The sequence below is a fragment of the Rossellomorea sp. GQ25 genome, from assembly GCF_059758515.1.
The window spans coordinates 1-14890 of sequence record NZ_JCAXEQ010000011.1 but is presented as its reverse complement, the minus strand read 5'-3'; the positions used below and the strand labels follow the sequence as shown (position 1 = coordinate 14890).

The following is a 14890-nucleotide window of genomic DNA, read 5'->3' as shown; positions in this document are numbered from 1 at the left end:
TGTTATAGAATGCTATCTAAACAAACGTTTGTTTAAGATGAAGTTTTCTGGTCTTGTTTTATGATAGAACTGATAGCGACGTCAAACAAGTTCTTTTTTTGCAGCACGGGGCGGTTCTCGTGCATCTTTTTTACATCTAGAGGAAGCACCAAAACCGTCCCCATGCTTCTGGGTAATTGAATTTAATCAAACGTTTGTTTAATAAATAATCAAAGATAAATCTCCGATCATTTATACGAAAGAACTGACACGCACCACTTGTCAGTTCCTTTCAACCCTAAACGTTCGATATCCCACTCAAAATTGGTTAAAATAGAAAAGACACAAACGTTCGACAAATGGCTACAGATTAAAGGAGAGAAATACATGACGAACTATGCGGATGATAGTTTAGCTTTACATACAGATTTGTATCAGATTAATATGACGAAGGCGTATTGGGATGATGATTTCCATAATCGAAAGGCTGTTTTTGAAGTGTTCTTTCGAAAGCTGCCTTTTGGGAATGGATATGCGGTGTTTGCCGGGCTTGAACGGATCATTGAATATGTGAAAAAGTTTCATTTCTCTGAGAGTGATATTGAGTATTTAAGGGAATTGGGTTATGAAGAGGGTTTCCTTCAGTACTTAGCGGAACTTCGATTTACGGGGACGATACGTTCGATGAAGGAAGGGGAGATTGCGTTCGGGAACGTTCCTCTTATCCGTGTCGAGGCTCCCTTGGCTCAAGCTCAGATACTCGAGACGGCAATCTTGAATATCGTGAACTATCAAACCCTGATTGCGACGAAGGCGAATCGAATTAAGCAAGTGGTCCAGGATGAAGTCGTGATGGAGTTTGGGACGAGACGAGCCCATGAACTGGATGCGGCCATTTGGGGGACGCGTGCAGCTTATATTGGCGGATTTGATGCGACAAGTAATGTTCGGGCGGGTAAGTTATTTGGGATGCCGGTATCAGGTACCCATGCCCATTCAATGGTTCAGGCTTATCAGGATGATTATCAGGCCTTCCATAAATACGCGGAGAGCCATAAGGACTGTGTGTTTTTAGTGGATACCTACGATACCTTGAAATCGGGTGTACCCACGGCCATCCAGGTAGCAAAAGAGCTCGGCGACCGGATTAATTTCAAGGGTATTCGTTTGGACAGCGGTGATATGGCATACTTATCCAAGAAAGCCCGTAAAATGCTTGATGAAGCAGGTTTTACCGAAACAAAGATCATTGCGTCCAATGATTTAGATGAATATACGATTCTGAATTTAAAAGCCCAAGGAGCCCGAATTGATGTGTGGGGTGTGGGGACGAAGTTAATAACTGCCTATGATCAACCTGCTTTAGGTGCTGTGTATAAACTCGCTTCCATTGAAAACGAATCGGGGGAAATGGAAGATACGATTAAAATATCGAGTAATGCTGAGAAAGTTTCAACTCCTGGACTCAAAAAGGTTTATCGTATCATCAATACGGTTAATCATAAATCAGAAGGGGAATATATTGCCTTAGAGCATGAAGATCCTCAAAATGAAAGCCGTCTGAAAATGTTTCATCCCGTGCATACCTATATTAGTAAATTCATCACCAACTTTGAAGCGAGAGAGCTTCACGAGGATATTTTTAAAGACGGGGAATTGGTTTATATATCTCCGTCACTAGAATCAATGAGGACCTTTGTGAATGAAAACCTCGACCTGCTGTGGGACGAGTATAAACGTTCCATGAACCCAGAGGGATATCCCGTGGATTTAAGTGAAGAATGCTGGACAAACAAAATGAATCTGATTCAAAAGGTTAAGGCAGATGTAAAAGAGAAATTCAACAAAACTATGTAATTCCGATTAAAGATGGATAAATTAATCAGATCCAGGAATATGAGAAAACTAAATGGAGTGTGAAAACATGGATTCTCTTCAAAAACAAATTGTAGAAGAAATGATGGTGTCCCCGGATATCAATACGCAGGAAGAAATACGACGCAGTGTTGATTTTATGAAATCGTACTTGAAAAAGCATTCATTTTTGAAAAGCTTGGTCCTTGGCATTTCAGGTGGTCAGGATTCCACTTTATTAGGAAAACTTGCACAGATGGCAATTAACGAGATGAACGAGGAATCAGGGTCATCGGATTATGCTTTTTACGCCGTGAGACTTCCTTACGGAGAGCAGGGAGATGCTCAGGACGCCATTGATGCAGTGGAATTCATTAACCCGACCGTTTCTTTGACGGTTAATGTCCAGCCGGCAGTCGATGCCAGCGTCGAAACTCTGAAGAAAAACGGCATCGAGCTTTCCGACTTTGTCAAAGGAAACGAAAAAGCACGTGAACGGATGAAAGTGCAGTTCGCCATTGCTGCCATGAAAGATGGTGTGGTCCTGGGTACCGATCATTCTGCTGAAGCGGTTACCGGCTTTTATACGAAGTACGGTGATGGAGCGGCCGACCTTGTTCCCCTTTTCCGTCTGAACAAACGACAAGGGAAGAAGCTCTTAATGGAACTTGGCTGTCCGGAACACTTGTACAATAAGAAACCAACGGCAGACCTAGAGGAAAACCGTCCGCAACTTCCGGATGAAGAGGCCCTTGGCGTCACATACGATCAGCTGGACGACTATCTGGAAGGAAAAGAAGTGCCTGCTGAAGCAAAGAAAGCTATTGAAGGTCATTACCTGAAAACACAGCATAAACGTCATCTGCCTGTAACGGTGTTTGATGATTTTTGGAAATAGAATGGAGTTAAGCCAACTCTCAGCATGTGCGGGGTTGGCTTTTTGATTTGTCTAAGTATTTTGACATTCGACAGACACGGACTGTGACAGACCCACGAGTACTTATATCCTACCAAATCCCTAAAATTTCTATATTATTTTGCCATTTTATAGAGGGTTTTCGACTTTTTAAACGAAAGTAGTAATAGTTAAGGACGATATTGATGTATCCAGGAGGGGTAAGATGTCATATGAAATGGTAAACCCGAAGCTGCAAAGTATCATTGATAATATAGAAAAAGTCATGATCGGAAAGAGGAGAGTAGCGGAACTGAGTGTCGTTTCACTTCTGGCCGGTGGGCATGTATTGCTTGAGGACGTTCCCGGTGTGGGGAAAACGATGATGGTTCGTGCATTGGCGAAATCGGTGGGGGCGAGCTTTAAGCGTATTCAGTTCACGCCGGATTTATTGCCTTCGGATGTGATTGGTGTGTCGATTTATAACCCGAAGGAAATGGAATTTACATTCAGGCCAGGTCCGATCATGGGGAACATTATTCTCGCGGATGAAATTAACCGTACGTCACCGAAGACCCAGTCTGCACTACTTGAGGGCATGGAAGAGAGCAGCGTGACGATCGACGGGATGACACGGAAGCTTGATAAACCTTTCTTCGTTATGGCGACCCAGAATCCGATTGAGTATGAAGGGACATATCCTTTACCGGAAGCGCAGCTTGACCGCTTCTTATTAAAGATGAAAATGGGATATCCTGAACCGGAAGAAGAGATGGAGGTTCTTCATCGCGCTCAGAAAAACCCGCCGATCGATGAGTTGGAGCCTGTAATGACCTTGGAGGAATTGAGATATATTCAACAAGAAGTAAAAGATGTATTGGTCGATGACACGATCAAGAAATACATTGTGGAAATTGCGAATCGTACAAGGATTCATGCCAATGTTTACCTGGGAGCGAGTCCACGTGGATCCATCGCGTTAATGAAGGCATGTCAGGCATATTCATTTTTAAGAGGCAGGGGTTATGTGGTTCCCGATGACGTTCAATACCTGGCACCTTTTGTTTTCTCTCACAGGATTATTATGAAATCTGAAGCGAGATATGAAGGTATCACTCCGGAAGAAGTAGTGGAAAGAGTGATGGCGCGTATCCCGGTTCCCGTACAAAGGCTTGTGAGATAGGATGAAGACGAAACTTCAATTTCTTAAACCATTGGGGAAGTTTCTGCTGCTGCTCATTTTGGTGGGGATCTCGTTTTCTTACGCGATGTTCCAGGGTGGATTTGTCAGCTGGTTTTTGTTTTATAGCTTTCTCCCGTTTGCCCTCTATGCTGCTCTTGTATTCTTGTATCCTCTTTCTGAGTTTTATGTAGAAAGGAGTTTTGAATCAAATGAGCACAAAGCGGGGGATGAGTTGAAGGTGACGATTACCCTTTCACGAAAGATTCCATTTCCTTTATTTTATATGGTGTTAGAAGATGTGGTAACAGATTCCGTTTTTCACCATTCCAGTTTTCAAAAGGCGAAAGCGATGATTCACCCTGGATTCAGAAAACGAATCAAGCTCACGTATTACATAGAAGAACTGCCCCGTGGAGAGCATGTTTTCTCTGCTGTCCGACTCCGTGCGGGCGATTTCTTTGGCATATTTGAAAAGGAATCAGTCGTCGAATGTACCAATAAGCTTCTTGTATATCCGGCGTTCGTCGACGTTCCCTATAGGCCCCTGGAAAATCGCTATGATCAAGGGATGACTACTTCAAATGTGAAGATTCAGAAGGACACGACGATGGCAACTGGTATACGCGATTATCAACCGGGGGATCGCTTCTCGTGGATTCATTGGAAGACCTTTGCCAGAACCAATGAGCTGATGACGAAGGAGTTTGAGGAACGTCAATCCCACGATGTGTTGATCGTATTGGATCGGGATGATTCTCCTGCCTTTGAATCGATGGTGACATTGTCGGCTTCGATGATTCGTTCCATTTTGAAAAAAGGGGCGCAGGTGGGACTGGTCTCGATTGGTGAGGATCATGTATCCTTTCCGATTCGCGGAGGTGAAGAGCATCAAAGTCAGCTATTCTATCATCTGGCGAAGGTCCGACAGGATAGCCCTTACGCTTTAGGAAAAGTACTGCAGGGGGAAGGGCTGAATTACTCCCAATCCGCAGCTGTGCTGTTTGTCACCTCGTCTATTTCAAAAAAGATGATCATGAGTGTGAATCAGTATGCGAAGAGGAACAGTTCGGTTGTGATCTTTTTGGTGAAGCGTAAAGGGGACGCCTATACGGCTGAGGAGAAATCGTTGAAAGCTTACGCCTCGTCCCGTGGTATTCGACTGAAGGTATGCTTCGAAGGTGACTTCTCTTCTGCCTTTGTGGAGGTGAAACGAGCATGAGTTATGAAACACCTAAACACCGATTCTTTACGATTATGATCTATCTGTTTGGCTTTCTGCTTCTTTGGGAATGGCTGAAGCCTCTTCAGGTGGTGACGGATACAGGGAGTTTGACATATTTTGTGGTATTTATTGCTTTATCACTTGTCCTGTCCTATTTCAGGATTCACTATGTCCTAACAGCGGCGGTTAAGCTATTCTTTATTTTGTTTGCGTTACATGGATTGTATTATTCAGGTTCTTTTTTTACCTTTACATGGTTAGAGAAGTTTGGGGGTGACCTATGGCTGAATATCGGTTTGACAGTTGGGCGTGAATGGCCAAGTCTTTCGTTCGAGTACAGAAGCTTATTGTTCTTTGTTTTACTATGGCTCATGACGTATTTGCTTTATTACTGGTTATCCGTCAGAAAGACGATTCTCCTCTTTTATGTGATGACTGTGACCTATATCTGTCTGATAGATACGTTCACGATTTATGAAGGCGATCGGGCGATTATCCGAGTGGTCATTTTCGGCTTTTTGTTAATGGGACTGTTGGCTCTCGAACGTTTGGTTCAAAGGGAGAACCTTCTTGGATCCAAGATGAGCAGGCACCGCTGGATTGTGCCACTTACGGTTATGCTTGGGGTGAGTTCAGTTGTTGCTTTTGCGGCGCCTAAGGCAGATCCTATCTGGCCTGATCCGGTTCCTTATATTCAATCCTTTGCAGAAGGAGCCGGGGGCAGTGGTGTGAACAAAGTAGGTTATGATGCAGATGATTCTCAGCTAGGCGGTCCCTTTGTCGGTGACCCTACTGTCATTTTTAATGCTGAAGTAACGAGAGAACACTACTGGAGAATTGAAACGAAGGATCTATATACAGGCAAGGGCTGGGAGCAATCCATCCCTGATGACCAGCAGGCTGCTCTACCTTTTGAATCAGAGGAAATGGTTCCTTTCACAACCAATGATCGGGATGAAGAAGGTGAAGTGGAAACAGAGAGGGTAATGGTTGAACGAACCTATTCCCATGTTGTCTATCCTTATGGGATAGAAAGAATAATGGGGAATGAAGAAGGCTATTTCTCCTTTAATCCCGTTAACGAAAAGGTAACAAGTTATGAAGGGGAAGACGAGACCGTTAAGTTAGAGGATTATGAACTTTCCTATCGCTCTCCTTCCTATTCTCAGAAGAAGATGAAAGCAGCGAACGAAAGTCAGGAAATCATGCAGACTCCTGAATTTGTGGATCGTTATACACAACTTCCTAAAACGACTCCTCAGCGTGTGAAGGACTTGGCTTTTGAGATTACATCGGAAGAAGATAATTGGTATGACAAAGTAAGGGCGATCGAGAATTATTTTTCGAAAGAAGCTTATGTATACGACCAATTTGACGTGCCGGTGCCTGAAGAAGGACAGGATTACGTCGATCAGTTCCTATTTGAAACCCAAAGAGGGTACTGTGATAACTTCTCCACTTCCATGGTGGTGTTAGTCCGGGCACTTGGAATCCCGGCAAGATGGACAAAGGGATATACAGAAGGGGAATACAGTAGACAAGTGGATACGACTTATAAGCTTTATGAGGTTTCCAATAATAATGCTCACTCCTGGGTGGAGGTATTCTTCCCGGAAGTAGGATGGGTGCCGTTCGAGCCTACTGTTGGATTCAGTAATAATGTTTCGTATCAATATGACCTGGATGTACCTGAGTCGGATAACAACGAAGTCCCTGTTCCTGAGAAAGAGGAACCCCCGAAACAGCCGATTCAACCTGAAGAGGATGATTCTTCCACGGCTGGAAGCAGTTTTTCTCTGTCGAAGCTTTGGGATGATATTCAAACATTCTTTGTGGAAAACTGGGGCAAGCTTGTCATGGGATTCATGCTCTTGATTATCATGGGAATTACTTTGTACATTATTAGAAGACGTTGGATGCCGTATGTCCTGATTTTCTATTATCGCAGAAAATCATCAGATGGCGTGTTTTCCGAAGCCTATCTTTCTTTAATCAAACAGCTTGAGAGATACGGACTGAAAATGGATGACGGGCAAACGTTAAGGGGCTATTCGCGATATATTGACTCATTCTTTGGTACCCATGAAATGACGAGCCTGACCAATAATTATGAACGTATTTTATATGGTCAGAGGCAAGCGGAAGAAGATTGGACGAAGATGAGGGAATTATGGGAAAATTTAATTAAAAGGACAACTGGTTGACCCTTTTGAAAACAAGGTATAAAATGATGTCAAATTCATAATAACGTTCGTTAGCATCCTTCGTATATCCTCGATAATACGGTTCGAAAGTATCTACCCGGTCACCTTAAATGACTGGACTATGAAGGCAGTGTTCTAATTTGACATCCCTGTATGCAAAAAAACTAGAATTCTGCCTTTTTTAAGGCGAAGTCTGGTTTTTTTTATTATTTTAGGAATGCTAACAACAACAGGTACTATAAGGATGGAGTCCGTCCTGACCCATAAAAAACTGATGAGGTGAACTGAATGCTTGGTAAAGAAGAATTGCACAATCAAGAAATGATCGTCGTTTTGGACTTTGGAAGTCAATACAATCAATTAATCACGCGAAGAATTCGTGAGTTTGGTGTTTATAGTGAGCTCCACCCGCATACAGTTACCCTTGAAGAGATCCAGGAAATGAATCCAACCGGGATCATATTCTCCGGGGGACCAAACAGTGTCTACGGTGAAGACTCATTCCGTTGCGATGAGCGCATCTTTGATTTGGACATTCCGATTCTGGGAATCTGCTACGGTATGCAGCTTATGACCATGCACTTCGGCGGGAAAGTAGAACGCGCGAAGCACCGTGAATACGGAAAAGCGGCTATTAATATTGAAAAACAATCTAAGTTATTCTCCAACCTTCCGGAAGAGCAAGTCGTATGGATGAGTCATGGAGATCTTGTCGTGGAAGCTCCTGCAGGCTTTAATGTGAACGCAACGAACCCTTCTTGTCCGATTGCTTCCATGAGTAACGAAGAAAAAGGGTTATATGCAGTTCAATTCCATCCTGAGGTACGTCACTCTGTGCACGGAAACGAAATGCTGAAAAACTTCGTATTCGAAGTGTGTGGCTGCACTGGCGACTGGTCCATGGAGAATTTCATTGAAATGGAAATGGAGAAGATCCGTCAAACAGTTGGAGATAAAAAGGTTCTTTGCGCATTAAGTGGAGGAGTGGACTCTTCCGTTGTGGCTGTATTGATCCATAAAGCAATCGGTGATCAATTGACATGTATTTTCGTCGATCACGGCCTTCTTCGAAAAGGTGAAGCAGACAGTGTAATGAAAACCTTCTCTGATGGCTTTAATATGAACGTCATTAAAGTGGATGCACAGGACCGCTTCTTAAATAAATTGAAAGGCGTATCCGATCCTGAGCATAAACGTAAAATCATCGGGAATGAATTTATTTACGTGTTTGATGATGAAGCAACTAAGCTTAAAGGGATCGAGTATCTTGCGCAAGGTACTTTATATACAGACATTATCGAAAGTGGAACAGCCACTGCTCAGACGATCAAATCTCACCACAATGTTGGTGGACTACCTGAAGACATGCAGTTCACACTTATTGAACCATTGAACACATTATTCAAAGACGAAGTGCGTGCATTAGGGTCTGAACTGGGTATTCCTGATGAAATCGTATGGCGTCAACCATTCCCGGGACCGGGTCTTGGAATTCGTGTGCTTGGTGAAATTTCTGAGCAGAAGCTTGAAATCGTTCGTGAGTCTGATTACATCCTGCGTGATGAAATCAAGAAAGCTGGACTTGATCGTGACATTTGGCAATACTTCACTGTTCTGCCTGACATCCGAAGCGTCGGAGTGATGGGGGATGCCAGAACGTATGACTATACGATCGGAATCCGTGCCGTAACATCCATTGACGGTATGACTTCCGACTGGGCTCGTATTCCTTGGGATGTACTGGAAAAAATCTCAACACGTATCGTCAACGAAGTCGATCATATCAACCGCGTTGTGTATGATGTGACGAGTAAGCCACCTGCGACGATTGAGTGGGAATAGAAATTTATAGATTCTTGTACGGATAGGTGACAGGCATTTCCCGTCGAAGGTTGATTCTTAGAATTCGACAAAAAACGGGAGTGCCTGTCATTTTGTGTATAACGCGAACATTAATGCAAACTTTACTAAATAATGTTCGTATTTTGTGTTGACGGTCATGTTTTGAGTTGGTACAATAGTACTGTAATCATAACAAAACATTATAAAAGTATTACGTCGTATAATTTCGGGAATAGGGCCCGAGCGTTTCTACCAAGCTACCGTAAATGGCTTGACTACGAGGTGATTGAGAATAGGACTGTTGAACAAGTCACCATTTACCTATTCATCATGATCTTAACAGTCAAAGCCTTGAACTCTGGTAGTTCGAGGCTTTTTTATTGAAATGCTAGATTCTGCGACGACTCTATAGGAGGAGTACAAGAATGAAAAATTTCTTTCAGTTTGACCAGTTAGGAACGACTTATAGAAGAGAAATCATCGGGGGATTAACGACGTTTCTTTCAATGGCTTATATCCTGATCGTCAACCCATTGACATTAACCCTTCAATCAGTACCGGATCTTCCGGATAGCATGAGAATGGATTACGGTGCAGTATTCGTCGCTACGGCTTTGGCGGCTGCCATTGGTTCTTTGATTATGGGGCTGATTGCAAAATATCCAATAGCTTTAGCTCCTGGTATGGGATTAAACGCATTCTTCGCATACACAGTAGTATTGACAATGGGTGTGCCGTGGCAATCAGCGTTGACAGGTGTGTTAATTTCAGGTTTGATTTTCATCGTACTCACACTGTCAGGTATTCGGGAAAAAATTATTAACTCGATCCCATCTGAATTGAAATATGCCGTGGGAGCGGGTATTGGACTTTTCATCACATTTATCGGGTTTCAAAATGCAGGAATCATTGTGAACAATGATGCAGTTTTAGTGGGTCTTGGAGATTTAACAAATGGCCCGACTCTTCTAGCCATTTTCGGAATCATCATTACCGTCATTCTGATGACAAGAGGCGTTAAAGGCGGTATATTCATCGGGATGGTTGTAACGGCAATCGTTGGAATGTTCTTGGGATTAATCGACACTCCTGAAAAAGTAGTAGATGCAGCACCAAGTCTTGCTCCTACGTTTGGCGCAGCCTTAGATCCTTTATTCAATGATGCGGGCAGTATTTTTACGATACAAATGCTTGTTGTCATTCTAACATTCTTATTCGTTGATTTCTTCGATACGGCGGGTACCCTTGTAGCAGTAGCCAATCAAGCAGGATTAATGAAGGAAAATAAATTACCACGCGCAGGTAAAGCTTTATTTGCTGACTCTTGTGCAACAGTGGTAGGAGCAATCTTGGGGACTTCAACGACCACGTCTTATATCGAATCTTCAGCAGGGGTAGCAGCAGGGGCGAGAACAGGATTTGCGTCAGTAGTTACGGCAGTCTTATTCTTACTCTCGATTTTCTTCTTCCCGCTCCTTGCGGTCATAACATCGGCAGTGACAGCACCGGCACTGATCATTGTAGGGGTGCTCATGGTTTCATCTCTGGGAGAAATTGATTGGAAGAAATTCGAAGTGGCTGTCCCTGCATTCTTAACAATCGTAGCCATGCCATTAACATACAGTATCGCCACAGGTATCGCGATCGGATTTATCTTCTACCCTATTACGATGATCATGAAAGGTCGCGTAAAGGAAATCCATCCGATTATGTATTTCTTGTTTGTTATCTTCGTTCTGTATTTTATATTCTTAGTTTAAAACATAAAATTCTTTAAGCTGGTCTCTCGTAGACCAGCTTTTTCTTATTTTTAAGCTCTTTTTCTAAAGGCTATTTTTAAAAAGATTGTTGTTTTTATAATGATTTTGTTAAAGCAACCGAATCTCAGAAGGTTGATCGTAGCGGAAGGCGCTCGACTCCTGCGGGAATAGCGGGACAGGTGAGACCCCAGGCGCTTGCGCCGAGGAGGCTCACTGCCCGCCCCGCGGAAAGCGAGTGCCTGGAGCGGAAATCAACCACTACTCGCATAGGATCAATAGCAATAATATTTACGAAAAACATTTTTAGAAGCAAAAGAATAAAAGATAAATAAAGGAAAGAACTGGTCAAAAGGAGAAGATATAGGTAAAGAGGTACTAGGATTTGAAAAAAGTGAAGGTTTTCGTTAAAATCATGAAATCGGATAGTGTCGAAAATGGTCGAAATTATGGGGAGAATGACGATGTCTACTTTAAATGTGAAAAAAGCTTTAAATAACAATGTATTAATTGCAGATCACGAGAGCTACGGTGAAGTCGTGCTGATTGGGAAAGGAATAGGGTTCAACCGTAAAAAAGGGGATCCCATTCAGAATGATATTGCAGAAAAAATGTTTGTCTTAAAAGGAGAGAAAGAGCAGGAGCAGTACAAAAACCTCCTACCTTTCTTAAATGATGATATGTCAAACGTCATTATTTCTGCCATCGAGTTAATCAGAAAAAGAACCAACTCTTTTCTAAATGAGCATATTCACATCGCCCTGACCGACCATATCCTTTTTGCGATTAACCGATTGATGAGAGGGATGGAAATCCGCAATCCGTTTCTGGTAGAAACGAGGACGCTATATCCATTCGAATACGAAATAGCCAGAGAAGTGGTTGGTATGATCAATGAAATGACAGATGTTCATTTGCCTGAAGGGGAAGTGGGGTTTATTGCCCTTCATATCCATAGTGCCATGATGAACAAGGATCTGTCTGAAGTGAATCAACACTCGCAGTTGATTGGGCGCCTGACCGCGATGATCGAACAACAGCTGGATGTGAAGATTAATAAGGAAAGCGTCGATTATATGAGGCTTGTGCGCCACATTCGATATACAATAGAGCGGGTACTTAGGGAAGAACGCGTAGAAGAACCAGAAAAAATTGCAAAACTGTTGAAAGAGGAATACCCTCTCTGCTATAATTTATCTTGGAAGCTGATCAAGATGATGCAGCAAACATTACGAAAACCCGTCTACGATGCAGAGGCTGTATATTTAACCATGCACTTGCAGCGTATTCAGAGTAAAGTTAAATAAAGCACTTATCTTTCTTACGTGTTACTGATACGATCAGGCATGAGTGAAGAAGATGATTGAAACGTATATTTTGGGGTAGTCTATCCTTATACGTTCATTATCCTCTTTTCTCATGCCTTTTTTGTTTGCAATCATCATCTAATTAGTTGAAAAAAGAACGAAATAAAAGGAGGAAACTTCATGTTTAAAAAGGCTTTTGGTGTTTTACAAAAAGTCGGTAAAGCCCTCATGCTGCCTGTAGCTATTTTGCCAGCAGCCGGACTTCTGCTTGCATTCGGTAATGCACTGCAAAATCCGACATTATTAGAAATTGCTCCATTCCTTTCAAACGGCGGCGTTGAAATGGTCGCAAGTGTCATGGAACAAGCAGGTGGAATTATTTTCGGAAACTTAGCCCTGTTATTCGCAGTGGGTGTAGCCATCGGATTAGCTGGTGGTGAAGGGGTGGCTGGTTTAGCGGCTATCGTTGGTTTCTTGATTATGAACGTTACAATGGGAACAGTTGAAGGATTAGGGATTGGAGATGTAACAGGTGAGGGTGTAGATCCTGCATACGCACTTGTTCTCGGAATTCCTACACTTCAAACCGGGGTATTCGGCGGTATTATCGTCGGGATACTAGCTGCGGCTATGTACAATCGTTTCTTCCAAATCGAACTTCCTTCATATCTGGGATTCTTCGCAGGTAAACGATTTGTTCCAATCGCAACCGCAGCTTCTGCTGTTGTTTTAGGGCTATTAATGTTATTAATCTGGCCTCCGATCCAAAATGGCCTTAATACATTCTCTAACTTTATGCTTGGTGAAAACAGAGCATTTGCTGCCTTCATATTTGGTGTTATCGAACGTGCTCTTATACCATTTGGACTTCACCATATTTTCTACTCACCATTCTGGTTTGAGTTCGGTACGTATACTTCAGAAGCAGGAAACATTATTCGTGGAGACCAGGCAATCTTCATGAAACAGATCCAAGATGGTGTACAAGATTTAACTGCAGGTACCTTCATGACTGGTAAATTCCCATTCATGATGTTCGGTCTTCCAGCAGCGGCATTAGCGATCTACCATGAAGCAAAACCTGAAAGAAAAGCAGTTGTAGCCGGTATCATGGGCTCGGCGGCTTTAACATCTTTCTTAACAGGTATCACAGAACCAATCGAATTCTCATTCTTATTTGTAGCACCTGTACTATTTGGTATCCATACGATCTTTGCAGGCTTATCTTTCTTAACCATGCATCTATTAGATGTTAAAATCGGTATGACATTCTCAGGTGGTTTAATTGACTATATCCTATTCGGTCTAATCAACCCTCAAACAAACGCATGGATCGTTATTCCTGTAGGGGCTGTCTTTGCTGTCATTTACTACTTCGGATTCCGTTTCGCTATCCGTAAGTTCAATCTCATGACTCCTGGTCGTGAAGATGTAGACGAAGATGACGATGGATCACCGGCAAGTTCAGCTGGAGACCTTCCATACAATATCCTGGAAGCAATGGGTGGACAAGAAAACATCGCTCACTTAGACGCATGTATCACTCGTCTCCGTGTTTCTGTAAATGATGTAAAGAGTGTCGATAAGAATCGCCTGAAAAAATTAGGTGCTTCAGGAGTCCTTGAAGTCGGAGACAACATTCAAGCAATCTTCGGACCTAAGTCAGACACCATCAAATCACAAATGCAAGACATCATCCGTGGGAAAGCTCCACGTAGAGTAGAAACAAGCGCAAATGAAGAAGTAGAGCAACAAATTGAAGAAGTGAACCCAGAAGCACTTCAGACAACTGAAGAACAAAAGAACGAAAAATTCGTCGCTCCAATCACTGGAGAAATCAAAGACATCACGGAAGTTCCTGATCAGGTATTCTCAGGAAAAATGATGGGTGACGGTTTCGCTATCGTACCGACAGAAGGAACAATCGTTTCTCCTATCACGGGTAAAGTCGTAAACGTATTCCCGACGAAGCATGCCATCGGACTTGAGTCTAAAGCAGGCCGTGAAGTTCTGATCCATGTTGGAATCGATACGGTTAAATTAGAAGGTAAAGGATTCGAAGCGCTGGTAAAAGAGGGAGACCAGGTAGAAGCGGGTCAACCATTACTAGAAGTAGATCTTGACTACATCAAAGAAAACGCGCCTTCCATCATGACGCCGATTGTCTTCACGAACCTTAAAGAAGGTCAGCAGGTAACAATCGAGAAGTCAGGTAAAGTAAACCGTAACGATGAAAACATCATCAAGATCGATTAATGGATAATTAAAAACCATTTCATTCTCTTATAGAAGAATGAAATGGTTTTTTTGTTAGTTTCAAAATTTTACCAGAGGGAATGAAACAAGTATAGTTTCTACTATATAGTAGAAAAATATTAGAGGTCTTTGGTTGAAAGTTTTTAAGGTCTCGAATGTAAGGCGCTAAGCTGTGTTTTAGATGGTGTAATCATAGAAAAGAGTAGAAGGAAATAGTAAGTCCAAAAGTTTTTTAAAAAACTCTCTCAAAAGTATTGACGAATATCTAATAGATTGATATACTTTAAAAACCGTCGCAAGAGAGTAGCGGGTATATAACAACTTCAAACAGGAATTGAAAATCTTGAAAAAGTTGTTGACAAACACCTTGCATTCTTGATATGATGGTCAA

Annotated in this window: 9 protein-coding genes and 2 riboswitches; all 9 genes read left to right on the top strand. The window is 42.5% G+C overall.

Annotated elements, in window-relative coordinates:
* Positions 1-366 precede the first annotated feature (366 nt).
* The 9 genes from AC6CIB_RS21705 (at position 367) to ptsG (ending at position 14499) form a co-directional block, all read left to right on the top strand.
* Entirely contained in the window at positions 367-1836 is a 1470-nt protein-coding gene (locus AC6CIB_RS21705) for a nicotinate phosphoribosyltransferase (RefSeq protein WP_498284228.1), read from the top strand.
* A gap of 67 nt (positions 1837-1903) precedes the next feature.
* Entirely contained in the window at positions 1904-2731 is an 828-nt protein-coding gene (gene nadE, locus AC6CIB_RS21700; protein WP_498284226.1) for an NAD(+) synthase, read from the top strand.
* Positions 2732-2954: 223 nt separating this feature from the next.
* Complete coding sequence (locus AC6CIB_RS21695) at positions 2955-3911, top strand: AAA family ATPase (protein ID WP_498284224.1); 957 nt, start codon at positions 2955-2957, stop codon at positions 3909-3911.
* A gap of 1 nt (position 3912) precedes the next feature.
* Positions 3913-5130, top strand: a complete 1218-nt coding sequence (locus tag AC6CIB_RS21690; RefSeq protein ID WP_498284222.1) for a DUF58 domain-containing protein — start codon at positions 3913-3915, stop codon at positions 5128-5130.
* Positions 5127-7337: a transglutaminase TgpA family protein gene (locus tag AC6CIB_RS21685; RefSeq protein ID WP_498284220.1), complete on the top strand. Its 2211-nt coding sequence runs from the start codon at positions 5127-5129 to the stop codon at positions 7335-7337. The genes AC6CIB_RS21690 and AC6CIB_RS21685 overlap by 4 nt, the downstream gene beginning before the upstream one ends.
* Before the next feature lie 40 nt (positions 7338-7377).
* Positions 7378-7479: riboswitch (purine riboswitch) on the top strand.
* 146 nt (positions 7480-7625) lie between these two features.
* Positions 7626-9179 carry a glutamine-hydrolyzing GMP synthase gene (gene guaA / locus AC6CIB_RS21680; protein WP_498284218.1) on the top strand — a complete coding sequence of 518 codons (1554 nt, stop codon included), beginning with the start codon at positions 7626-7628 and terminating at the stop codon, positions 9177-9179.
* 196 nt (positions 9180-9375) lie between these two features.
* Positions 9376-9477, top strand: a riboswitch (purine riboswitch).
* 127 nt (positions 9478-9604) lie between these two features.
* Positions 9605-10939 (top strand): NCS2 family permease, encoded by a 1335-nt coding sequence (locus tag AC6CIB_RS21675; RefSeq protein ID WP_498284216.1) that lies wholly within the window; start codon positions 9605-9607, stop codon positions 10937-10939.
* Positions 10940-11400: 461 nt separating this feature from the next.
* On the top strand, positions 11401-12243 hold the full coding sequence (gene glcT / locus AC6CIB_RS21670) for a glucose PTS transporter transcription antiterminator GlcT (RefSeq protein WP_498284214.1): 843 nt from the start codon (positions 11401-11403) through the stop codon (positions 12241-12243).
* Between the two features lie 180 nt (positions 12244-12423).
* Entirely contained in the window at positions 12424-14499 is a 2076-nt protein-coding gene (gene ptsG, locus AC6CIB_RS21665) for a glucose-specific PTS transporter subunit IIBC (protein ID WP_498284212.1), read from the top strand.
* Positions 14500-14890: the final 391 nt, after the last annotated feature.

Coding starts and splice junctions, on each gene's coding strand:
- AC6CIB_RS21705 (WP_498284228.1), top strand. CDS start 367: ATGACGAACTATGCGGATGATAGTTTAGCTTTACATACAGATTTGTAT.
- nadE (WP_498284226.1), top strand. CDS start 1,904: ATGGATTCTCTTCAAAAACAAATTGTAGAAGAAATGATGGTGTCCCCG.
- AC6CIB_RS21695 (WP_498284224.1), top strand. CDS start 2,955: ATGTCATATGAAATGGTAAACCCGAAGCTGCAAAGTATCATTGATAAT.
- AC6CIB_RS21690 (WP_498284222.1), top strand. CDS start 3,913: ATGAAGACGAAACTTCAATTTCTTAAACCATTGGGGAAGTTTCTGCTG.
- AC6CIB_RS21685 (WP_498284220.1), top strand. CDS start 5,127: ATGAGTTATGAAACACCTAAACACCGATTCTTTACGATTATGATCTAT.
- guaA (WP_498284218.1), top strand. CDS start 7,626: ATGCTTGGTAAAGAAGAATTGCACAATCAAGAAATGATCGTCGTTTTG.
- AC6CIB_RS21675 (WP_498284216.1), top strand. CDS start 9,605: ATGAAAAATTTCTTTCAGTTTGACCAGTTAGGAACGACTTATAGAAGA.
- glcT (WP_498284214.1), top strand. CDS start 11,401: ATGTCTACTTTAAATGTGAAAAAAGCTTTAAATAACAATGTATTAATT.
- ptsG (WP_498284212.1), top strand. CDS start 12,424: ATGTTTAAAAAGGCTTTTGGTGTTTTACAAAAAGTCGGTAAAGCCCTC.